At 42.3% G+C, this 22201-nt stretch carries 23 protein-coding genes and 1 tRNA gene; 23 read left to right on the forward strand and 1 reads right to left on the reverse strand.

Going from position 1 to position 22201, the window contains the following annotated elements; genetic code table 11:
* The 5 genes from ABD010_RS14190 (at window position 1) to ABD010_RS14210 (ending at window position 2060) form a co-directional block, all read left to right on the forward strand.
* Window positions 1-261, forward strand: a complete 261-nt coding sequence (locus ABD010_RS14190; protein ID WP_343814424.1) for an RNA-binding S4 domain-containing protein — start codon at window positions 1-3, stop codon at window positions 259-261.
* A 56-nt stretch (window positions 262-317) separates the two neighbouring features.
* Window positions 318-620, forward strand: a complete 303-nt coding sequence (gene yabP, locus ABD010_RS14195; protein ID WP_343814427.1) for a sporulation protein YabP — start codon at window positions 318-320, stop codon at window positions 618-620.
* Complete coding sequence (gene yabQ, locus ABD010_RS14200) at window positions 617-1216, forward strand: spore cortex biosynthesis protein YabQ (protein WP_343814431.1); 600 nt, start codon at window positions 617-619, stop codon at window positions 1214-1216. The genes yabP and yabQ overlap by 4 nt, the downstream gene beginning before the upstream one ends.
* Before the next feature lie 6 nt (window positions 1217-1222).
* Complete coding sequence (locus tag ABD010_RS14205) at window positions 1223-1603, forward strand: FtsB family cell division protein (protein WP_343814434.1); 381 nt, start codon at window positions 1223-1225, stop codon at window positions 1601-1603.
* 73 nt (window positions 1604-1676) lie between these two features.
* The gene (locus ABD010_RS14210; RefSeq protein WP_343814437.1) at window positions 1677-2060 is read left to right on the forward strand and encodes a S1 domain-containing RNA-binding protein; all 384 of its coding nucleotides are present in this window, start codon (window positions 1677-1679) and stop codon (window positions 2058-2060) included.
* A gap of 393 nt (window positions 2061-2453) precedes the next feature.
* On the opposite strand, the gene ABD010_RS14215 is transcribed toward ABD010_RS14210, so the two are convergent.
* Window positions 2454-2527 (reverse strand) — tRNA-Met (locus tag ABD010_RS14215).
* A gap of 255 nt (window positions 2528-2782) precedes the next feature.
* Here ABD010_RS14215 and spoIIE point away from each other — a divergent pair.
* From spoIIE to lysS, 18 genes are all read left to right on the forward strand, one after another.
* A complete protein-coding gene (gene spoIIE / locus ABD010_RS14220) occupies window positions 2783-5233 on the forward strand; it encodes a stage II sporulation protein E (protein ID WP_343814440.1) in 2451 nt (816 codons plus the stop codon).
* Window positions 5234-5326: 93 nt separating this feature from the next.
* The gene (locus ABD010_RS14225; protein ID WP_343814443.1) at window positions 5327-6067 is read left to right on the forward strand and encodes a hypothetical protein; all 741 of its coding nucleotides are present in this window, start codon (window positions 5327-5329) and stop codon (window positions 6065-6067) included.
* Entirely contained in the window at window positions 6030-6950 is a 921-nt protein-coding gene (locus ABD010_RS14230; RefSeq protein WP_343814446.1) for a protein kinase domain-containing protein, read from the forward strand. The genes ABD010_RS14225 and ABD010_RS14230 overlap by 38 nt, the downstream gene beginning before the upstream one ends.
* A gap of 216 nt (window positions 6951-7166) precedes the next feature.
* Window positions 7167-8552, forward strand: coding sequence for a tRNA lysidine(34) synthetase TilS (gene tilS, locus ABD010_RS14235; protein ID WP_343814449.1), 1386 nt, complete (start codon window positions 7167-7169; stop codon window positions 8550-8552).
* Window positions 8553-8627: 75 nt separating this feature from the next.
* Window positions 8628-9173 (forward strand): hypoxanthine phosphoribosyltransferase, encoded by a 546-nt coding sequence (hpt, locus tag ABD010_RS14240; protein WP_343814452.1) that lies wholly within the window; start codon window positions 8628-8630, stop codon window positions 9171-9173.
* A 180-nt stretch (window positions 9174-9353) separates the two neighbouring features.
* Window positions 9354-11405, forward strand: coding sequence for an ATP-dependent zinc metalloprotease FtsH (ftsH, locus tag ABD010_RS14245; protein ID WP_343814455.1), 2052 nt, complete (start codon window positions 9354-9356; stop codon window positions 11403-11405).
* Between the two features lie 271 nt (window positions 11406-11676).
* Window positions 11677-12243, forward strand: a complete 567-nt coding sequence (locus tag ABD010_RS14250; RefSeq protein WP_343814456.1) for a GbsR/MarR family transcriptional regulator — start codon at window positions 11677-11679, stop codon at window positions 12241-12243.
* The gene (locus tag ABD010_RS14255; RefSeq protein ID WP_343814458.1) at window positions 12221-12898 is read left to right on the forward strand and encodes a cysteine hydrolase family protein; all 678 of its coding nucleotides are present in this window, start codon (window positions 12221-12223) and stop codon (window positions 12896-12898) included. Before ABD010_RS14250 ends, ABD010_RS14255 begins: the two co-directional genes overlap by 23 nt.
* Window positions 12899-12937: 39 nt before the next feature.
* Window positions 12938-13864: a glycine betaine ABC transporter substrate-binding protein gene (locus tag ABD010_RS14260; RefSeq protein ID WP_343814459.1), complete on the forward strand. Its 927-nt coding sequence runs from the start codon at window positions 12938-12940 to the stop codon at window positions 13862-13864.
* A 244-nt stretch (window positions 13865-14108) separates the two neighbouring features.
* On the forward strand, window positions 14109-14903 hold the full coding sequence (locus tag ABD010_RS14265; RefSeq protein ID WP_343814461.1) for a type III pantothenate kinase: 795 nt from the start codon (window positions 14109-14111) through the stop codon (window positions 14901-14903).
* A 4-nt stretch (window positions 14904-14907) separates the two neighbouring features.
* On the forward strand, window positions 14908-15792 hold the full coding sequence (hslO, locus tag ABD010_RS14270; RefSeq protein WP_343814516.1) for an Hsp33 family molecular chaperone HslO: 885 nt from the start codon (window positions 14908-14910) through the stop codon (window positions 15790-15792).
* A 13-nt stretch (window positions 15793-15805) separates the two neighbouring features.
* Window positions 15806-16705, forward strand: a complete 900-nt coding sequence (locus tag ABD010_RS14275) for a peptidylprolyl isomerase (RefSeq protein WP_343814463.1) — start codon at window positions 15806-15808, stop codon at window positions 16703-16705.
* 153 nt (window positions 16706-16858) lie between these two features.
* Window positions 16859-17785 carry a cysteine synthase A gene (cysK, locus tag ABD010_RS14280; protein WP_343814519.1) on the forward strand — a complete coding sequence of 309 codons (927 nt, stop codon included), beginning with the start codon at window positions 16859-16861 and terminating at the stop codon, window positions 17783-17785.
* Window positions 17786-17934: 149 nt separating this feature from the next.
* Window positions 17935-18768 (forward strand): dihydropteroate synthase, encoded by an 834-nt coding sequence (gene folP, locus ABD010_RS14285; protein ID WP_343814466.1) that lies wholly within the window; start codon window positions 17935-17937, stop codon window positions 18766-18768.
* Window positions 18761-19123 carry a dihydroneopterin aldolase gene (gene folB, locus ABD010_RS14290; protein WP_343814469.1) on the forward strand — a complete coding sequence of 121 codons (363 nt, stop codon included), beginning with the start codon at window positions 18761-18763 and terminating at the stop codon, window positions 19121-19123. Before folP ends, folB begins: the two co-directional genes overlap by 8 nt.
* On the forward strand, window positions 19123-19635 hold the full coding sequence (gene folK / locus ABD010_RS14295; RefSeq protein ID WP_343814471.1) for a 2-amino-4-hydroxy-6-hydroxymethyldihydropteridine diphosphokinase: 513 nt from the start codon (window positions 19123-19125) through the stop codon (window positions 19633-19635). Before folB ends, folK begins: the two co-directional genes overlap by 1 nt.
* On the forward strand, window positions 19605-19826 hold the full coding sequence (locus tag ABD010_RS14300; RefSeq protein WP_343814473.1) for a helix-turn-helix domain-containing protein: 222 nt from the start codon (window positions 19605-19607) through the stop codon (window positions 19824-19826). Before folK ends, ABD010_RS14300 begins: the two co-directional genes overlap by 31 nt.
* 265 nt (window positions 19827-20091) lie before the next feature.
* Window positions 20092-21573 carry a lysine--tRNA ligase gene (gene lysS, locus ABD010_RS14305; protein ID WP_343814476.1) on the forward strand — a complete coding sequence of 494 codons (1482 nt, stop codon included), beginning with the start codon at window positions 20092-20094 and terminating at the stop codon, window positions 21571-21573.
* Window positions 21574-22201 lie beyond the last annotated feature (628 nt).

Consider the following 22201-nt stretch of genomic DNA (forward strand, 5'->3'; position numbering starts at 1 on the left):
TTGCGATTAGATAAATTTTTGAAAATATCAAGACTGATTAAGCGCCGCACATTGGCAAAAGAAGTGGCTGATCAGGGGCGCATTACTATCAATGGAAGCAAGGCAAAGGCTTCATCAACTGTAGAGGTGGGTGATGAGCTGGTCATTAAGTTTGGCCAAAAGGTAGTGACCCTTGAGATTAAGGCACTGAAAGAAGCGGTGAAAAAGGATGAGGCAGAAATGCTTTATCACGTTGTAAAAGAAGAGAAAGTTACCAATTAAAGTTCTATACCTGTCCCTTTTTTCATAATGTAATAATGATAAGGAGGGACAAGTATATGAATTATTATGAGAAGGAACCTGTCCAGCGTGTACAGCAGCAGGATCATGCTGTTAAAATTGATAACCGGAAAAACATGGAGATAACCGGTGTAAAGGAAGTCGACAGCTTCGACAATGAAGAGTTTTTACTGGAAACCGTGATGGGCTATCTGATTGTACGGGGGCATAATCTGCAGCTGAAAAACCTGGATGTTGGCGATGGCAATGTTATCATTAAGGGTAAAATATACGAGCTTTCCTATGTGGATGAACACAGCCAGGAGAAAGCTAAAGGATTCTTTAGCAAGCTTTTTAAATGACGCTCCACGTTCAGTTTGTAACGATGATGGCGATGGTTTTAGGCGGCCTTTATTTGGGCATAATACAAGAAACATTCCGTCGTTTTTCCATCCATTGGAGAAAACGCAGGGTGTTGGCCTATTTTATGGAAATAAGTTTTTGGCTTACACAGACATTGCTGCTCTATTATCTGTTATTCAGGGTGAACAGCGGGGAATTGAGATTGTATGTGTTTGCTGCCATACTGCTTGGATTTTCCGTCTATCAGGTGCTTGTGGCAAATGCATATAAATGGCTGCTGGAACATATCATCCGGATTGTACTGGGATGCTTTCAGTTCATTGAAAACCTGGTCAGTGTTCTGATTATCACACCCGTTAAGGTTATCATCCAATTTGTGGTGACATGTGTTTTATTTATCCTGCAAATCCTCCTGCGGGTTTTGAGTTTTGCAGGTAAATTGATTTTCACTCCAGTTTTTTGGATATTTCGGACCCTGTTTGGCATCTTACCCAAAAATATTCAGCATAATTTATACAAATTAGCAGGATTTTATAGTACAATAAAGAATAAATGCAGAAAGTGGGTAAAAAAGATATTGTTTAAGAGGAGGTAGATGCCAGTGTCCGCAAAGAAAAAAACATTAGCTAATCTGGATACGAACTATAAACATAAGTATGATGCCTACATAGAAAGGCAGAAAAGAAAAAAACAGCGGTTGGTTCGTCGTCTTGTGTTATTTTCCATTGTTGTAATGGTCACGTTCGGCAGCATGGCAGCATACCATTTTAAACAGCGTTCCATTCAGGCTGAGAAAACTGAACAGTATGAGCAGCTTGAGGACAAGCTTGCCACTTTGAAAAAAGAGGAAAAGAATCTTCATGAGGAAATTAAATTGTTGAATAATGAGGAGTACGTATTGGAGATTGCCAGAACGAACTATTTCTTCTCCAAAAAAGGGGAATTGATCTTTAACCTCCCTGATGAAGAACCCTCTTATTGACACGCTTTCATATGCTTAGCTATACTATATAAGAACTATATATTTTAAACTTTTAAGGAGGAGCATTTTTTTTATGTCAATCGAAGTAGGCAGCAAGCTGCAGGGAAAGGTAACCGGTATTACCAATTTTGGGGCCTTTGTTGATATAGGCGAAGGAAAAACCGGATTGGTACACATTAGTGAGGTTGCCGACAACTATGTTAAAGACATTAATGATCACCTGAGCGTCGGCGAAGAAGTGACAGTAAAGGTTATCAATGTTGAAAAGGATGGCAAGATTGGTTTATCCATCAAAAAGGCCAAGGATAGACCGGCGCGCTCAAGAAATAATCGTGATCGCGGAGAATCTTTTGAATCCAAAATGAATAAGTTTCTGAAGGATTCAGAAGACCGTTTAGCCTCATTAAAGAAGCACACCGAATCCAAACGGGGAGGTCGAGGTGCTAAAAGAGGATAAAAGCTGCTGTCTATTAATAATGCTCTATGCACGATAAATTAAAAAAGCAGGTATCACTTTTTGATAAGTGGTACCTGCTTTTTTGTGTACATTCGCTTTTCTCCCTGCCGTCCAGGATCGCTCCGGGCGGATGCTTTCACTGCCAGCATAACGTAAACTAGCGGCGGAAATACACGTAGACTCCTGGGGGGCTCACCAGCCGCCCCAGGAAAGCGAAGTGTATTTCCGGAGCGGTGTGATAGCGCTTGTTTTTTAATATTATTCCGCGGTTTACAAATTAGGATTATTGTCAAAAACAACAATTTGTAATGAAAACAGTCAAATTCAAAAAACTGCCCCGGGAACAACATTCACAATTTGGATGTTATTTCAGGGACAGTTTTTTATCATATATAGCGGCGGAGGGGATCGAACCCACGACCTCACGGGTATGAACCGTACGCTCTCGCCAGCTGAGCTACGCCGCCAAAATTAATCACAAATGATATATTACAACAGCAGACGGGCAGTGTCAATAATAATTTTTAAAAATACAGTCCTTCGAGAGAAAATTGTTAACGGTTAGACGGTTAGACATCAGTAAACAGATTACGGTAGCAGTTGTAGAATATCGCTTGTCCAGGCAGAAAGCAGTCGAACGATTTTTTGATTTCGTCTGCTTGTTTTGACAAAAAAAGAATGCATATTGTGTTTTAATGTCTTTAAGAAGGAGTGATTTGGATATGATGGATTCAATTCCACGAGCGGAATCTAAGGGGATTGGTGTTAATAACAATCAATTGCACAGACTGCGTATGAAGATTTCTTCAAAGACTAAATCATTTTTGTTTGAAAGGGGCTGGTTGTTTTATTTAGTAGGATTTCTGCTGGGACGGGCAGTCATCCTTGATGCTGTGTCACCGTTTGCTGTGGCATTTTTAGCGACTATTTGGATCATTCACCGGGACAAGGCCGCTAAAGTAATGCTGGCAGTAATTGCAGGGGCACTTACCTATTCCGTTTTCCATGCAATTTATATTGCGCTTGCAATGGCTGTTTTTATCTTTCTGGCCGGGATTTTCAAACGGGTTAAAAAACAGCAAGTGTTCATCCCACTATTTGTTTTTCTTTCCGCAGTGGCACCCCGCCTGTGTGTCTATTCCATAACAGGCCAATTGTCATCGTATGAATGGATGCTCCTGTTTGTCGAAGGAGTACTTGGCACGGTTCTGATATTAATTTTTATGCAGAGCATTCCGTTATTATCACCAAAACGGTATAAACCGGCTTTAAAGAATGAAGAAATTATATGTATGATTATTTTGCTGGCATCGATCTTGACCGGTACGATCGGCTGGGAAATATATAATGCATCTGTTGAGCAGATTTTTTCCCGGTATTTTGTCATGATGCTTGCTTTTGTCGGAGGTGCGGCCATCGGATCAACGGTAGGCGTTGTCGCTGGTCTGATTCTGTCACTGGCGAACGTGGCGAATCTCTACCAGATGAGTTTGCTGGCATTCTCCGGACTTCTGGGCGGATTGCTTAAAGAAGGGAGTAAAGTTGGCGTGGCAATCGGACTTTTTGTCGGCACGTTTTTAGTTGGTATTTACGGCGAGTTACATACACTTGTCCCTTCACTTATGGAGTCATCAATAGCCGCATTGTTGTTTTTCCTGACTCCCGCGAGCTGGTCCAGAAAGCTGTCAAAGTACATCCCGGGTACTGAGGAACATTCAAATGAACAGGAACAATATTTGCAGAAGGTGCGAAACGTAACGGCCAAGCGGGTGGAACAGTTTTCGGATGTTTTTGAAGCGCTGTCAAAAAGTTTTGCTATCTCGGAAAAACCTGCGGAAGATCATCGGAACTCTAGCCGTGAAACAGATTATTTTTTAAGTCAGGTGACAGAAAAGACGTGTCAGTCCTGCTTTATGAAGGACCGCTGCTGGCAGAAACAATTTGACCGAACCTACTCATTAATGGAGGGGTTGAAAGATGAATTGTCAGAAGGGAACATACCAAACCGGAAACTTATCAACGATTTTGAAAATCATTGTGTTAAATCGAAAAAAGTGGTCGATACGATTAAGGAAGAAGTATCGTTTTTTGAGGCAAATAAGCGTTTGAAAAAACAGGTTATGGAAAGTAAACAGTTTGTAGCGGATCAGCTCCAGGGTGTATCGGAGGTGATGGAGGACTTTGCATCTGAGATATTGAAGGAACGGCAGCATCATGAACAGCAGGAAATGCAAATTGTTCATATGTTAAAGCAAATGGGGATCACACTGGAGAAACTGGATATTTACCGGCTGGACAAAGGAAATGTGGATATTGAAATGACCGTTTCCTTTTATGACTATCACGGGGAAGGGTCAAAATTGATTGCCCCGGTACTGTCAGATATTTTAAATGAAATGATTGTTGTAAAACACGAAGAAGTATCACCATTTCCAAACGGGTATTGTTACCTGATTTTTGGTTCGGCAAAAGAATTCGTAATTGATACAGGCATTGCCAATGCTGCAAAGGGCGGCGGATTGGTTTCGGGGGATAGTTTCAAGACAATTGAACTTGGTGAAGGAAAGTATGCGATGGCAATAAGTGACGGGATGGGCAATGGTCAGCGGGCGAGCGAGGAGAGTAAAGAAACACTACGGCTGCTGCAGCAGATTTTGCAGACAGGGATACCGGAACGTGTAGCTATTAAATCGATTAATTCTATTCTGGCTTTGCGATCAACAGATGAGATGTTTGCAACACTGGATTTAGCTGTCGTGAATTTGCACAATGCGTTTGTTCGTTTTCTTAAAATTGGATCGACACCAAGCTTCATTAAACGGGGTAATGAAATGATTAAAGTGGAAGCAAGCAACCTGCCAATGGGAATCATACAGGAGTTTGACGTTGATATCGTAGGGGAGCAGCTGATGAATGAAGATATCCTGATTATGATGAGTGATGGCATATTTGATGGGCCAAAGCATATTGAAAATACAGATGTCTGGATCAAACGCAAGATACGGGAAATGAAAACGGACGATCCTCAGGAAATAGCTGATTTGCTGCTTGAGGAGGTTGTCCGTACCAGATCAGGCGACATTGACGATGACATGACGGTTGTGGCTGCAAAAATTGTTAAGAACTCACCACAATGGGCTACGATACCCTACTATTCAAACGAAGCGCAGTAATTTGCAAAAAATAACGTCCTGGCGTGTCCGTTAAGGTATATTCTTCCAAACTATTGGTGATGATGATAGTGGAATTGATGGGAGGTATGCTGCATGAAAAAAGGCACGCTAAAGCAAATATTACTGATTACGGATGGTTGTTCAAACAAAGGAGAAAATCCTGCAGCGACTGCCGCCCTTGCGTATCAGCAGGGAATCTCGGTAAATGTAATAGGGATTATGGAAGACGATCAGACGGAGCAGCCTGAGGGATTTCAGGAAGTGGAAGAAATTGCAATGTCGGGAGGCGGTGTCAGTCAGATTGTTTATAAGCAGTCTTTGTCACAAACAGTGCAAACGGTGACACAGCAGGCAATGACCCAGACGATACAGGGTTTTGTCAATAAGGAGTTAAAGCAAATACTGGGCTCCGAACAGTCAATGGAAGATATTGAACCTGAAAAACGTGGAGAAATTATGGAAGTTGTTGAGGATATGGGCGAGACCTGTGATTTGGAAGTACTTGTAATGGTTGACACAAGTGCAAGTATGCATAACAAGCTGCCGACAGTAAAAGAGGCGCTGATTGATTTGTCTGTCAGCCTGAATGCACGTATCGGCCGCAATCGCTTTTGTATTTACAGTTTTCCGGGCAGACGCACGGAAATTCAGAAAGTATTTGACTGGTCGCCAAAGCTTGACTCCATTTCAACAGTTTTTCCCAAATTGACCAGTGGGGGGATTACCCCGACAGGACCGGCTATCCGCGAAGCAATCTATCAGTTTAGCCGGAAAAGCGTGTTAAGGAGTTTCGAGGATGAAGATGAACAAGGCACAGAAGAAGCCTGGAACTGATCTTTTGCCGGGGACAGTGATCACCGGCAAATGGCATAAAACGCGATACACAATCAGAAAAAAGCTTGGCAGTGGTGCGGTTGGCAGTGTATATTTGTGTGAGTATAACGGAAATATGGCAGCACTGAAAATAAGCGAAAAAAGCGCATCGATAACGATGGAAGTAAACGTTCTGAAGGCGTTTCAAAAGGTCCAGGGAAGCCGCCTTGGGCCTTATTTGCTTGATGTTGATGATGTTGAGTACAGAAATGGATCTATTCATTCCTTTTATGTGATGGAGTACATGCAAGGAGAATTATTGACAAATTTTATTATTCGACATGGAAGGGAATGGATTGGTGTCTTTTTGCTGCAATTGCTTGATGATCTGGAGAAACTCCATGATAATGGTTGGGTGTTTGGTGATTTTAAAACGGAAAACCTGCTAGTTATCCCATCACCACCCAGAGTGCGCTGGATTGATGTTGGTGGAACCACTCAAATCGGCAGGTCGGTCAAGGAGTATACGGAATTTTATGACCGAGGCTATTGGGGTATGGGATCGAGAAAAGCCGAACCGAGCTATGACCTTTTTGCACTTGTTATGGTGTTTTTATCTGTCTGTTATCCTAAGCGTTTTGAAAGAGGAGCAAATCCACAAGCAACCCTTCTGAAAAAACTAGATGATGCAAAGCTGTTAGCTGTTTATAAAGGTCCATTGAAAAAGGCAGCGTTGGGACGATACCAATCAAGTGCACAAATGAAAAGTGATGTTACAAAGATACTGAACAATATTCGGAGTTCAAGGTCCGATAACCATACTGGAAAAGAATCATTATTTATGGAAACAGGAGGAATAGCAGCTGTCTCCGCATTATTTTATCTTACATCATTGTTGCTGTAGTACATCGATCATTGCAGCATGTACAGGCTGTGGATTAGATAAACCAGACTTGATGTTTCGCTTTTGCTGGGAATTGAATATGTGGTACCATAGAGACAATATATCTGGAATAGTTTTGCATATAAAAAAGTATACATACATCTTATGGTATGCGTGCAGCTAAGGTCCCCGCCATGGCATTATGCCAAGATTTCTAACATGGAGATGGATAGGAAAATGATTGAAAAAGTGCAGGCGTTTATGCAGCAGCATCAATTGCTGAAAAAAAATTCAACTGTATTAATTGGTGTGTCAGGCGGTCCGGATTCCATGGCCCTGCTTCATTTTTTTAACAGTGTCAGGGAAGAGTGGAATCTTACCATTATTGCTGTATCAGCTGATCATCAGCTGCGTGGCCGGGAATCGTTAAGCGATCTTGAATATGTCCGGGGTGTTTGTGATAAATGGAATATTGAATTTGTTGGAACCTCATTGGATGTTCCATCGTATAAATCAGAAGAGCAGCTTGGAACGCAGACAGCAGCCAGAAATCTGAGGTACGCATTTTTTGAAGACCAGATGTATCGATATAACGCGGATTGTCTTGCGCTTGGTCATCATGGTGACGATCAGGTGGAAACAATGTTGATGGCATTTGTCAGATCAGCCGAACCTGCATCATTCGCAGGCATTCCGGTTAAGCGCCGTTTTGCTGAAGGTATGATTATCCGGCCCTTTCTCTGTTTGACGAAGGATGAACTGGAGGTGTATTGCGGGCAATACGGCATCATACCCAGAAGGGACCCCTCCAATGAAGAAACGATTTATACGAGAAACTTTTTTCGAAAAAAACTGCTCCCATTGCTAAAAGAAAAAAACCGCAATATACATAATACTGTACAGCATTTAAGCGAGGCACTTCAGGAAGATGAGCGGTTTTTGATGGATGAGGCAGAAAAGATGGTAAAGGATATTGTGAATGTTGACAGGGAAAATAAAAAAGTCTCGTTTCAAAGCACGGAATTTTCCGCGTTTCCCCATTCTTTACAAAGGCGTGCCTATCATCTAATATTAAATTATCTATATGAAAAATTACCCAAAAATCTGTCGTATGTGCATGAAAAAAGTTTTTTCGATTTACTGCATAAATCATCCGGAAATACACAAATTGATTTTCCCTGCAGTCTGAAGTTGAAGAAAATGTACAAAACTTTTGTTTTCGGTTTTGCGGATAATTACGAGAAACCGATGCCAACCCCGGCAACAATCGAAATCCCGGGAAAGAAACACTGGTATGGCGGGACAATAACAGCTTTTTATACTGACAGTCCCGATGACCGAACTGATATGCATTATGCATGTGACAGTGCAGCGGTCGCCTTGCCGTTACATATTCGAACGCGCCGGGATGGAGACAGAATGTGCTGGAAAGGGCTGCAGGGGAGTAAGAAATTAAAAGATATCTTTATCGATGCAAAAGTAGCGCTTACAGAACGGGATACCTGGCCGGTCGTTGTCGATGATAACGGAACAGTTCTGTGGCTGGTCGGACTGAAAAAAGGAATTCCCGACCAAAAAATGGAGCATAATGACACATACATCCAGCTAATCTTTGGCAGATAAAACTTACTTACTGATCACCGCAACTAAAGCCTTGGTTACAACCGGGTTTCTAAAGTAATTCGGAGGAGGGACAGCATGCATCATGATATTGAAAAAATATTAATTACAGAGGAAGAGATTGCGCAAAAATGTGCGGAACTTGGCAAGCAGCTAACGGAGGAATACGATGGGAGATTCCCACTGGCGATTGGCGTTCTAAAAGGGGCAATGCCTTTCATGTCAGATATTCTGCGTCGTATGGAAACGCATCTGGAAATGGATTTTATGGATGTGTCCAGCTACGGTGGCAAAATGCGATCCTCTGGTGAGGTCAAGATTGTAAAAGACTTGGATACGAAGGTGGAAGGCCGTGATTTGTTAATCATTGAAGATATTATCGACAGCGGACTGACACTGAGTTATCTGGTGGATTTGTTCAAATACCGTAAAGCAAACTCCATCAAAATCGTTACCTTGCTTGATAAGCCATCCGGGCGCACTGCCCATATTAAGGCGGACATTGTCGGTTTTGAAGTGCCCAATGAATTTGTTGTAGGTTATGGACTGGATTATGAGGAAAAATACCGCAACCTCCCATATATCGGAGTACTGAAGCCGAAGATCTACGGCGGTGAGGAATAAGAGCAGCAGACCTATCTATAAATTCTTGAAACACAATAAAACCCATTAATCCGGGAAAGCCTAAACAGTCTGAAAACATCACGAAATTGTAAGAGGAATTAGTTGTATTAGCACTTTTTTCTATGGTACTATTCTATGGTACTATGTTTGTAGTTTTTCCCGTTTGGGAGGAGGTAAGGAATGAATCGTATATTTCGCAATGTTGTCTTTTATTTACTCATTTTTCTCGTAGTAATTGGCGTCATTGGAGTATTTAATGGACAAAATGAAGAAGCAGAACAATATGATGTGCAAGAATTCATGCAAGCTTTAAATAATGGTGACATCGAAGAAATGACGATGCAGCCATCAAATGGAATAATCCGTATTACCGGTAAAGTGGGAGATGACAAGTCATTTGTCACGCAGGTTCCGGAAAATACGAATGTTGTATCGAATATATATGATAAAGCAAGGGAACAAAGTGTGCTCGATGTTAAGGAAGAAGAGCAGCCAAGTGGCTGGGTCACGTTCCTGACGACTATGATTCCATTTCTGATACTGGGCTTATTTTTCTTCTTTATTCTCAGTCAGGCACAAGGCGGCGGTGGCGGCCGTGTCATGAATTTCGGGAAGAGTAAGGCCAAAATGGTCAGTGATGATAAGAAAAAAGTTCGCTTTAAAGATGTGGCAGGTGCAGATGAGGAGAAGCAGGAACTTGTGGAAGTTGTTGAATTTCTGAAGGATCCGCGTAAATTTTCCTCTGTCGGAGCACGTATTCCAAAAGGGGTTCTGCTGGTAGGACCACCCGGAACAGGTAAAACATTACTTGCCCGTGCAGTTGCCGGTGAAGCTGGAACACCGTTTTTCTCCATCAGTGGTTCTGACTTTGTGGAGATGTTTGTTGGTGTAGGTGCTTCCCGTGTGCGTGACCTGTTCGAAAATGCGAAAAAGAATGCGCCATGTATCGTATTTATCGATGAGATTGATGCGGTAGGGCGTCAGCGTGGTGCCGGTCTTGGCGGCGGCCACGATGAGCGTGAACAGACATTGAATCAATTGCTTGTTGAAATGGATGGATTTGGTGCCAATGAAGGTATCATTATGATTGCAGCGACAAACCGTCCAGATATTCTGGATCCGGCACTGCTCCGTCCGGGACGTTTTGACAGACAGATTACCGTTAACCGGCCTGATGTTAAAGGTCGTCAAGAAGTTCTGAAAGTCCATGCCCAAGATAAGCCGCTGGACAATACAGTAGATCTGAAAACAATCGCAATGCGTACACCAGGCTTTTCCGGCGCAGATTTGGAAAACCTGCTGAATGAAGCTGCACTGGTTGCGGCACGTTTTGATAAGACAAAAATTGACATGCTGGACGTTGATGAAGCAATTGACCGCGTGATTGCCGGTCCTTCTAAGAAAAGTAAGGTTATTTCCGAGAAAGAGCGTAATATTGTTGCACACCATGAAAGTGGTCATACAATTATCGGGTTAGTTCTTGAGGAAGCTGATATGGTACATAAGGTTACTATTGTACCTCGCGGCCAGGCAGGCGGTTACGCTGTCATGCTGCCAAAAGAGGATCGTTACTTTATGACGAAGCCAGAGCTCTTCGATAAGATCACCGGTCTGCTGGGTGGTCGTATTGCTGAGGAAATCATGTTTGGAGAGGTAAGTACAGGTGCCTCGAATGACTTCCAGCGTTCAACAGGCATTGCCCGTAAAATGATTACTGAGTTTGGTATGAGTGATAAAATTGGGCCGTTGCAGTTTACCAGCGGCGGCGGCGAGGTCTTCCTTGGCCGTGATATCCAAAATGACCAGAATTACAGTGATACCATTGCTTATGAAATTGATAAAGAAATGCAAAACTTTATTAATTATTGTTATGAGCGAGGCAAGAAAATTCTTACGGAAAATAAAGATAAGCTGGAACTGATGGCTCAAACACTGCTTGAAGTGGAAACGCTGGATGCCAAGCAAATCAGAAGTCTATTTGAAGATGGTGTTCTTCCGGAGCCTGCCGTCGATCAAACGGAACAAAGAAACGTTTCCGATGATGACGCAGACGATGTAAAAGTCAACATCAATTCCAAAAAAGATGCTGACGCCGAGCCAGAAACCTATGAAGAGGCCAAACAAAAAGCAGAAGAAAAACGTCAGGAAGAACGTGAAGCAGAGAAGGAAGAAGCAGACAAAGAGCAGAATCAGAACGACGATAATTCCGATGATGATAACACAAAACAATAATTATTTTTGAAGTATCATAGGAGCTCTCCATGAAAATGGAGGGCTCTTTATTTTGTCCAGAAATTTGGCGGAATGTTGACTTGGCAGTACCCCCCCACTTAATACAAGCATGGAAAACCAAGTCTGCTTGAAGGGACACTTTTGTTTTTCTACTTAAAAAACATTTGACAAAAATTCGTTTAGTTAATATGATATAAATAAATTGTTCAGTATTAATTGAACAAATTGAACAAAATGGTGTTTGAAACTGAGCTGGAAAGGAAGGCGGAGAATGGATAAAAATCAGGATATTCAAAGGGTAGAAGAATCAAGGGATATTTTGATTAGTGCGATTGCACAAACGATGGTGATATACGGGGTTACTCCTTCTGTTGGACGGATTTACGGTGTTCTTTATTATGCGGACAGGCCGCTTAATCTTGATGAAATAAAAGAACAGGTAGCAATGAGTAAAGGCAGTGTAAGCACGGGATTGCGGGACCTTCTTGATACCGAAATGGTCATTAAAGTATGGAAAAAAGGAAACCGGAAAGACCACTATATTGCTGAAAAGGATTTTTTTAAAAATTTTTTTGCTTTCTTTGTTAAAAAGCTGAGACAGGAAAGAAGTATTATTTCAAGGGCAAATCAGCAAGTGGAAGGGGTTCTTGAGGATGTGGCTTCAAATAGTCAATCAGAAGAAGCCAGAAAAATGGCCCAGGGGGATCTGGAGGATATTGATCAAACAAAGGTCTACTTTGATTGGACACTTAAGTTAGCAAATGCAATGGAGACAGGAGATATATTTAAATCCTTTCCCATAAACAGTAAAGAGGGTGACGAAACTGGAAACGACTAAAACAGCCTTAGTATTGATTGATGTACAAAAAGAAAGTGAATTCGGTATTAAGGGTATTGAGGAAGCTGTAGATAATACCAAAGAACTTATTGTACAATGCCGGAAATTGGGTATCCCGGTTATTTACACCAGGCAGATTAACCGTGAAGATAGAATTGGTTTGTCAAATGGGGAACCATTAACTGATGAAGGGAAGCCGATATTTTACAATAATGGAACTGATGCAGCGGATATCGTTGATAAAATCAAGCCGGGAAAGCAGGATATTGTTATTGATAAGTACCGGTGGAGCAGCTTTTATGACACAAGTTTGGACTTGATGTTAAAAAGTATGGGAATAAAACATCTCATAATTGGGGGATTTGTTACAGATGGCTGTTTAATGACTACTGTTTTTGATGCTTATTTCCGTGACTACCAGGTAAATTTAGTAAAAGATATATGCGGAGCGACAAATGAAGGAGCACACATATCATCCATTTTAATAATGGCAAACTGGATTTATGACCTTGCCATTTATGATACCGCTGAAATGTTAAATAGACTCTCAGGCGAGCCATATAATTGCTGGCAGTCAGATTATCCGGACCAACTCCAATTCACACCCGAAAATATGCGGCAGATATTCGATAAATTAAATATTAAATCGTTTTGAACGTAAATCTTAAATAATCAAGATAAGGAGGTCACAGCAGTGCAGAAAAAATTAAAACGAATTGGAACAGCTTTCCTAATAATGTGTTTGGTTGTGTTGTCAGCATGTGGTAGCGATGAAAGCAGTAATGAGAAAAGTGGGAATTCAGACAACGGAAATAACAATCTTGGTCAGAAAGAATTAAAAATACCTTATGTTGCATGGGCGTCTGCTATTGCCAGCAACCATGTGATTGAAGTTGTACTTGAACAGAAAGGCTATGATGTTGAACTAATGCAGGTTAATTCAGGTGCTATGTATTCGGGGGTAGCTGATGGGTCAGCTGATGCAACGATAAGTGTTTGGCTGCCACATACTGATGCAGCTTACTGGGAAGAATACAAGGAAAATCTTGTACATCTTGGTCCAAATTTAAAGGGTGCACCGCTTGGACTTGTTGTTCCAAAGTATATGAAAATTGACTCTATCAAGGATTTGGCCGGGAATAAGCATTCCATCGGGGATAAAACGGAATGGAACATTACGGGAATTGAACCTGGAGCAGGTCAAATGAAGCTAACCGAAGAAAAGGTTATGCCGAAGTACGGATTGGATGATTGGAAGTTACAGGCCAGCTCATCTGGTGCAATGGCTGCATCTTTGGGTGATGCTATTGCAAACAAAGAGCCTATTATAGTAACACTTTGGTCTCCACATTGGGCATTCTCTAAATGGGACTTGAAATACCTCAAAGATCCGAAAAACATTTTTGGTGACCCTGATAATATCAATACACTTGTCCGGGAAGGGCTGAAAAAAGATGCTCCAAAGGCATATAAAATTCTGGATCAGTTTAGTTGGACAAAAGAGGATATCGGAGAAGTCATGGTGAAAATAAATAGGGGAATGGATCCAGCTGACGCGGCAAAAGAGTGGGTTAAAAACAACCAGGAATTCGTCAGTGAATGGACAAAAGGGATTAATTAACTATAAAAATTAAAAGGGCATTGTCTGCATAAACAGGCAATGCTCTTTTAATTTTAACGTCAGAAAGTATAAGTTTGGTTGACCTTATAAGAAAAACTTCGGCACTCGGTATAAGACTAGACGAATGCCGAGTTTTTCTAATAGACTTTCCGATACTGTCAAAACGGGTCTTTTCTAATCACATTTCATTTGTGGTATATTAAGAGACAGAAAAATATATAACGGCGGGAAGGTTTGGTTAAGAATGCTTTTTGTGCTTGATGTCGGAAATACGAATACGGTGCTCGGTGTGTTCCATGATGATAAACTGATTCATGAGTGGCGGATCAAGACAGACCGGTATAAAACAGAAGATGAGTTTGCCATGCTGCTGAAATCACTGCTTGAACATGAAGGTATAGCGTTGGCTGATATTACCGGAGTCATTATTTCATCGGTCGTGCCGCCAATCATGTTTTCATTGGAAAAGATGACAAAAAAATACTTCCATACCGAGGCTCTGGTTATCGGAAGGGAATCGGTGCACGCCTATTTGGGAATGGCATATCCGAACCCGAAAGAAATTGGGGCTGACAGGATTGTAAATGCGGTAGGCGCATTGCATGAATACGATGCACCGCTTATCATCATCGACTTTGGCACAGCGACGACATACTGTTATATTAATGAACGAAAAGAATATCAAGGCGGGCTGATAGCACCAGGGATCCATATTTCCATGGAAGCACTGTATAAAAAAGCTTCCAAACTGCCCAAGATAGAAATTCAGGCACCGGAAAATATAGTGGGCAGCTCAACAGTGGAAGCGATGCAATCTGGTGTTTTCTACGGGTATGTCGCCCAGGTTGATGGTATTGTAAACCGTTTAAAAGCACAGGCATCGAAAGAACCGGTTGTCATTGCGACGGGCGGTCTAGCCGCACTGATTTCCGATGCTTCGGAAACAATTGACCATGTCGATAAGTATTTGACATTAAAAGGATTATATTTAATATATCAAAAAAATATCCAGGAAAATCAGCAAAAGGAGGATGAATAATACCGTGAATGATTATATTGTTAAAGCGACCGCACTCAATGGAATGGTGCGCGCCTATGCTGCCACCACAACAAATACAGTTGGAGAAACACAAAGACGCCAGGATACATGGGCGACCGCGTCAGCCGCGCTCGGACGGGCTGTAACCATCACTGCCATGATGGGAGCGATGTTGAAAGGTGATGATACGCTGACTGTAAAAGTTGAGGGGAACGGGCCGATGGGTGCGATTGTTGCAGACGGAAATGCAGTCGGTACGGTCCGCGGATATGTAACCAACCCGCATGTCGATTTTGATTTGAATGATAACGGTAAGCTCGATGTTGCAAGGGCAGTTGGTACCGAGGGAAATATCAGTGTCGTTAAAGATTTGGGACTGAAAGATTACTTCACCGGTTCTGTACCAATTGTTTCCGGAGAAATTGGTGAGGATTTCACTTATTATTTTGCAAACTCAGAGCAAATACCTTCTGCAGTCGGCGCCGGTGTACTTGTAAACCCGGATCAGTCGATACTTTCTTCCGGTGGATTTATTGTTCAGGTAATGCCGGGAGCATCCGAAGATTCGATTGCGGCATTGGAAGATAAGATCCAAAACTTCCCTGCCATTTCGAATCTGATCAGGGAAGGAAACTCACCGGAGCAAATATTGGAGCGTTTGTTTGGACAGGAAGAAGTGAAGATTCATGAGACGCTGCCGGTGGAATTTAAATGCAAATGCTCGAAAGAACGATTGGAGAATGCAATTATTGGGCTGGGATCTGACGAAATCCAGAAAATGATTGAAGAAGATCATGGTGCTGAAGCAACGTGTCATTTTTGTAATGAAAAATATCAGTTTACCGAAGAAGAACTTGAAGCGCTGAAGGATTCTGCCAACGAGCAGTGAGAGGGTGACCCCTGTGAAAAGGAACTATCTTTTTGGGATTATTGTTGTTCTGCTCATTACCAATATTGCCACATTAATTTTTTGGAACAGAAATGATGAAAATGTTGTACTGGACAGTAGCAATAAAAAAATTGACAGCAGGGAGCCAGTAGCAACGATTGGTGAGGAAAACATTGCTTATGAAACCTGGATAAATGCTTTACGGGCAAATCAGGGACAGGAGCAGCTGCAGCGCATGATAGACAGGGAGGTCGTGCAGCAGCTTGCCGAAGAGCAGAATATTGAAATCAGCGAAAAAGTCATTGCCCGGGAAATAGCACTGCTGACAACGATGCAAGGGGTAATGACGCAGGAGGAAACAGCGAAAAAAGAAGCGAAATGGCGTGAGGATATTCTGTACCGGTATCGACTTGGAGCATTATTGACTGCAGATATCACCATTCCGGAGAAGAAAATTCGGAATTACTACAAAGACTACCATGAGCAGTACAATTTCAAGGCATCGATACAGCTGTCCCATATGGTGGTGTCCGATATGAAAACAGCTGAAAAAGTGACCAAAGAGCTCGAAAATGGTGCAACATTCTCACTTCTTGCAAAAGAATATTCCATTGATGAAGAAACAAGAGAAGATGGCGGTTATCTTGGTTTTTTCGTGGATTACAGTAAGTTCTTGCCAGATGGCTATGCAAAGCGGGCAAGCAAGATGAACGAGCGATCCTTCAGTGAGCCATTTAAAAGCGGCAAAAATGTCGCAATCATTTATCTGCACCGCAAGCTTCCCGATATTAAGTTTTCATATAAAGAGATAAAGCCGTACATAAAAAGAGAACTGGCGCTTACAAAAACCAATAAAAATCTCGATGCAAAACCGCTTTGGAATAAACTTGATGTAGAATGGGTATACGAATAAGAAAAAGCGGAAGCGCCGTTTAGCAACGTATAAACTGGACGCTGGGGCTGGACACGGCTGATGCTGAAAATGCAAATGCTTGACATTTTTGGGTGATGAACATACATTATAGATAAAACCCATAAAAATAGTAGGGATTTAGGAGGAGTTATGATGCGAGTTGCTGAGAATATTACTGGGCTGATTGGGGAAACACCGATTGTCAAATTGAATGGTTATGCTGACAAAGACAGTGCAGATGTTTATTTGAAGCTGGAGGCGATGAATCCCGGGAGTTCGGTAAAAGACAGGATTGCACTTGCAATGATTGAGGCAGCTGAACAGGAAGGCACGCTCAAAGCCGGCGATACAATCATTGAACCGACAAGCGGAAATACCGGTATTGGCCTGGCAATGGTTGCAGCGGCAAAAGGTTATAAAGCGGTATTGGTAATGCCCGACACGATGAGTAAAGAACGCCGCAATCTGTTACGGGCTTATGGAGCTGAACTGGTCCTTACTCCCGGATCAGATGGTATGAATGGTGCGATCAAAAAGGCAGAGGAACTAAAAAATGAAAATGGTTATTTTATGCCGCAGCAATTTAACAATGAAGCAAATCCAGAAGTACATGCCCGCACAACTGGAAATGAGATTGTTAAACAAATGAGCGACGGGCTGGATGGATTTGTATCCGGCATTGGTACTGGCGGTACGATTACAGGAGCAGGAGAAGTGCTGAAGGATAATTTTAAGGATGTAAAAATTTATGCGGTTGAGCCGGAAGATTCGGCAGTTCTTTCAGGAGGCTCACCAGGTCCGCACAAGCTTCAGGGTCTTGGCGCCGGCTTTGTGCCTAAAGTCCTTGACACCGATATCTATGATGACGTTATCCGGATTACCAATGATGAAGCATTTGAAGCAACACGCGAAACGGCAAAACGTGATGGAATTCTTGGCGGCATTTCATCAGGAGCCGCTGTCGCAGCTGCGAAAAAAGTTGCCAAAAAGCTTGGTAAAGGTAAAAAGGTGCTTGCCGTTCTTCCTGATAATGGCGAACGTTACTTGTCCACTCCATTATTCCAGCAGGATGACCAATAATAGGAGTGACTGCATAGGACTGGTATCCATTTTGGGTACCAGTCCGTTTTAATGTAGAAAATAGCATACAAAAACGTGCGCTTTCGCTTTCGATGCTGCTGTGATACGATAGTAGTCGAACGAATTCGGTTATGAAAGAGGGTTTCGGAATGAAGCTGGTGACAGACGCTAAAACATATGACCTATTGGAGCGGACATATATTATGGGAATCCTGAATGTGACGCCGGATTCCTTTTCTGATGGGGGAAATTATTCATCACTGGAGCAGGCCGTGAATCATGCCATTGCCATGGAGCGTGCCGGTGCAGATATCATCGATATTGGCGGCGAGTCCACCCGCCCGAATCATGAACCGGTACCACAGGAAGAAGAAATTGCCCGGATTGTGCCGGTGATTCGCAAGGTGAAAGAAAATGTAAGAATACCCATTTCTGTTGACACATATAAAGCGGAAACGGCCAGGCAGGCAGTTATGGCTGGTGCGGCAATCATTAATGATGTATGGGGAGCTAAACGAGAACCGGAAATTGCCAAGGTCGCGGCAGAACATAATGTTCCGATTATTTTGATGCATAATCGAACAAATAAAGATTATAAGTCAATTATTGATGATATGAAACAGGATCTTCAGGAAAGTATTGCGATTGCGAGGGGGGCAGGTGTCCATGATAAAAATATCATTCTTGATCCTGGAGTGGGTTTTGCCAAAACAGCAGAAGATAACCTTGTCGTAATGAATAACTTGGAGAAATTTGCCGACTTGGGATTTCCGGTTCTGTTAGGTACGTCACGGAAAGGGTTTATCGGGAAAATTCTTGATGTACCACCTGCTGAACGAGACAATGGCACAGGTGCAACAACATGTCTGGGTATAGCCAAAGGTGCACAAATTATCAGGGTTCATAATGTGGAATTAAATGTGGAGCTGGCAAAAATGACAGATGCCATCCTCGGGAAGAAGGGAGCGGTCGAAGTTGGATAAAATTCTGCTCAACCGGATGGAGTTTTACGGATATCATGGCCTGTACCCGGAAGAAAATAAACTGGGTCAGCGTTTTTATGCGGATACGGAACTGATGCTTCATTTATCAAAATCCGCTAAAACCGACGAAATGGGCGATTCCATTGACTATGGTGAGGTCTACGAATGTGTCAGGGGCGTAATGGAGGGAACGCCAAGAAAATTGATTGAAGCAGTTGCTGAGCAGATTTCAATTGAATTGTTTCAACAATTTACTCAGCTTGAAGCATGTACAATCAGGGTAACGAAGCCTGATCCGCCAATACCCGGGCATTATCGTTCGGTCGGTGTTGAACTGTACCGGGAGCGGAAGTAATGAAACAGGCTTTCTTGGGATTGGGAACCAACATTGAACCCCGTCAGCAGCATTTGAGAGAGGCATTGCATCGATTGCATTCCCATGAAGAACTTGTAATCGTGAAGCAGTCATCGATTTATAAGACTGCCCCTGTTGGATATACCAATCAGGCTGATTTTTTAAATATGGTGATAGAGATAAATACAATACTTTCGCCGGAAAAATTGCTGGATGTTTGTCAGTCAATTGAACATCAGCTTGGCAGAAAGCGGGACATCCGTTTTGGTCCACGTACAATTGATCTTGACATTTTATTGTATAATCAAGAAAATAAAAAATCAGAACGGCTGATTATTCCACACCCACGAATGCAGGAGCGTGCATTTGTGCTTATTCCATTGAATGAAATTGCAGCAGATATGCCACTATCGGACAGACACAGAACTGTATCGGAATTGGTGGCAGAACTTCCAGACAGCGACATAAAGGATGTAAGACGATGGACACACAACGACTTGGAAAACGAATAAGGGCATTCAGAAAATTGAAAGGATATACGCAGGTACGACTGGCTAATTCATTGGAAATCCCTATTATTACACTTGGTAATGTTGAAAGGGGTAAACAAGAGGCTACTGATCAGCTCCTTGACGCGATTGCGAAAAAATTAAATATATCCAAACGTGAATTAACATTGAATGAGGAGAAGGAGAAGCAGTAAATGTGTTTCCGGTGCCAATGGCAGAGGTATCCAACAATGTCCCCCTCTGACGTATCAACTATCAGAGGAGGCTTTGTTTCTTTTTGCGCCCGGGGATAAGGTGCTGTAAACAGGAATCTGCCAGTTTGCTGCTGGCAGTTTTCTTATTTCTGCACAATGTAAAGCCCTCTTAGATGAAAGAACGTTTATTTTTCTATATACTGATATACAATTGGATTAATTGGATCGGTGACCGGTCATTTTAAAAAGTAATGGAGTGATAAAAGTGTCTGAAGAATTGAACGAACATATGCGGGTGCGTCGGGAGAAAATGGATAATTACCGTGAACAGGGAATAGATCCTTTCGGCGGTAAATTCAATCGTACCCACCTGGCCGAGGATTTAATTGCAAAATATGACCAGTTTTCCAAAGAGGAGCTGGAGGAAAAAACAGATAAAGTAACCATCGCCGGACGTGTCATGACGAAACGGGGAAAAGGCAAAGCCGGATTTGCGCATTTACAGGATTTGAGCGGGCAAATCCAAATATACGTACGGAAAGATATGATTGGGGAAGAATCCTATGATATCTTCAAGTCCGTTGATATGGGGGATATTGTCGGTGTGACCGGTGTCATGTTCAAGACGAAGGTCGGGGAACTGTCTGTTAAAGCGACTGAATTCACCTTATTAAGCAAATCGCTTCGTCCGTTGCCGGAAAAATATCACGGTCTGAAAGATGTTGAGCAACGCTATCGTCAGCGTTATTTGGATTTGATTACGAACATGGACAGTAAAGAAACCTTTGTTCTGCGCAGTAAAATTATTCAGTCAATGCGCCGTTACTTGGATCAGATTGGCTTTCTTGAAGTGGAAACCCCAATGATGCACGGCATTCCGGGTGGAGCATCGGCTCGTCCGTTTGAAACACATCACAATGCACTGGACATTCCGTTGTATATGCGAATTGCCATCGAACTGCATTTGAAGCGGCTTATTGTCGGCGGAATGGAAAAGGTTTATGAGATTGGCCGTGTATTCCGAAATGAAGGAGTGTCTACCCGTCACAATCCTGAGTTTACGATGATGGAGCTTTATGAAGCATATGCCGATTTTCATGATGTCATGACACTGACCGAGAACCTGATTGCACATATTGCTCAAGAAGTGCTGGGAAGTCCCGTCGTTACGTATGGTGACTATGAAGTGAACCTGGACCCGGAATGGAAGAGAGTGCACATGGTTGATGCAGTTAAAGAATATACAGGCGTGGATTTCTGGCAAACTATGAGTGATCAGGATGCAAGAAAGCTTGCTGAAGAACATGATATTGAAATCCAGGATACGATGACATTTGGCCATATCGTCAATGAATTCTTTGAGCAAAGAGTGGAGGAAGAGTTAATTCAACCGACATTTGTTTACGGACATCCGGTGGAAATTTCGCCGCTTGCCAAAAGGAATAGTGACGATGATCGGTTTACGGACCGTTTTGAATTGTTTATTGTTGGACGGGAGCATGCAAATGCATTTAGTGAATTGAATGACCCGATTGATCAGCGTGAACGTTTCGAACTCCAGGTTAAAGAACGGGAACAGGGTAATGATGAAGCCCAATTGATGGATGAGGACTTTCTCGAAGCACTGGAATATGGTATGCCCCCAACAGGCGGGTTAGGAATCGGCATTGATCGGCTAGTCATGCTGTTAACCAATTCACCGTCCATTCGGGATGTATTATTATTCCCGCAAATGCGTAATAAATAGTAGACTATGGTTAAATACGTGAACCGTAAAAAAGTTCAGGCGGCCTTCGTGCCCGATTGAGTGCGTCCGTCCAGTATGCAGACCCTGTGCCACATTAATAATGGTGCGGGGTCTGCTTTTAAGTTGGGCTGTTCGTGAATAGAGTTTTTGTTCAGGGGTTGAAATAAATTTCGGTGTATTACGGCGGTGTACTGACGCTCTGGAATCACACTTTGCTTTTTCTTTCGGTGCAAGTGTGATATCAGCTTAAGAAAATTACTTTTGCTGTGTCTTCTTTACTGGGGGCGGAGAGGACATTGGGCAAGCTTGCTTGAGTGCATGTCGCGCTTTATGGATATTGTTTAATATAGCGATTCGTTTTGATTCATATAAATCGAATCTTTTACTATGGGTATGCTAAAACAGGACCATCCAGAATGTACTATGATAATTTGGATAAAATACCCAAAAAATTTAAGTTTATTTTCTATTGATTTCGGGGAATAATCATGGTACATTAGAAAACGTTGCGCTAACAAAGGCAGCAACGAACACCTTCTAAAAATTATTTCAATAAAGTTATTGACATTATTTTTGGGAGATGGTATATTAATTAGGTCGCTGTTTTGAAGCGGCGCAACAAATTTGC

It is taken from the genome of Virgibacillus siamensis, from assembly GCF_039522605.1.
Taxonomy (GTDB): domain Bacteria; phylum Bacillota; class Bacilli; order Bacillales; family Amphibacillaceae; genus Lentibacillus; species Lentibacillus siamensis.

What these genes read in the sequence shown, in the direction of transcription:
- yabP (WP_343814427.1), top strand. Translation starts at nt 318, where the DNA reads ATGAATTATTATGAGAAGGAACCTGTCCAGCGTGTACAGCAGCAGGAT.
- yabQ (WP_343814431.1), top strand. Translation starts at nt 617, where the DNA reads ATGACGCTCCACGTTCAGTTTGTAACGATGATGGCGATGGTTTTAGGC.
- ABD010_RS14210 (WP_343814437.1), top strand. Translation starts at nt 1,677, where the DNA reads ATGTCAATCGAAGTAGGCAGCAAGCTGCAGGGAAAGGTAACCGGTATT.
- spoIIE (WP_343814440.1), top strand. Translation starts at nt 2,783, where the DNA reads ATGATGGATTCAATTCCACGAGCGGAATCTAAGGGGATTGGTGTTAAT.
- ABD010_RS14225 (WP_343814443.1), top strand. Translation starts at nt 5,327, where the DNA reads ATGAAAAAAGGCACGCTAAAGCAAATATTACTGATTACGGATGGTTGT.
- ABD010_RS14230 (WP_343814446.1), top strand. Translation starts at nt 6,030, where the DNA reads ATGAAGATGAACAAGGCACAGAAGAAGCCTGGAACTGATCTTTTGCCG.
- tilS (WP_343814449.1), top strand. Translation starts at nt 7,167, where the DNA reads ATGATTGAAAAAGTGCAGGCGTTTATGCAGCAGCATCAATTGCTGAAA.
- hpt (WP_343814452.1), top strand. Translation starts at nt 8,628, where the DNA reads ATGCATCATGATATTGAAAAAATATTAATTACAGAGGAAGAGATTGCG.
- ftsH (WP_343814455.1), top strand. Translation starts at nt 9,354, where the DNA reads ATGAATCGTATATTTCGCAATGTTGTCTTTTATTTACTCATTTTTCTC.
- ABD010_RS14250 (WP_343814456.1), top strand. Translation starts at nt 11,677, where the DNA reads ATGGATAAAAATCAGGATATTCAAAGGGTAGAAGAATCAAGGGATATT.
- ABD010_RS14265 (WP_343814461.1), top strand. Translation starts at nt 14,109, where the DNA reads ATGCTTTTTGTGCTTGATGTCGGAAATACGAATACGGTGCTCGGTGTG.
- cysK (WP_343814519.1), top strand. Translation starts at nt 16,859, where the DNA reads ATGCGAGTTGCTGAGAATATTACTGGGCTGATTGGGGAAACACCGATT.
- folP (WP_343814466.1), top strand. Translation starts at nt 17,935, where the DNA reads ATGAAGCTGGTGACAGACGCTAAAACATATGACCTATTGGAGCGGACA.
- folK (WP_343814471.1), top strand. Translation starts at nt 19,123, where the DNA reads ATGAAACAGGCTTTCTTGGGATTGGGAACCAACATTGAACCCCGTCAG.
- ABD010_RS14300 (WP_343814473.1), top strand. Translation starts at nt 19,605, where the DNA reads ATGGACACACAACGACTTGGAAAACGAATAAGGGCATTCAGAAAATTG.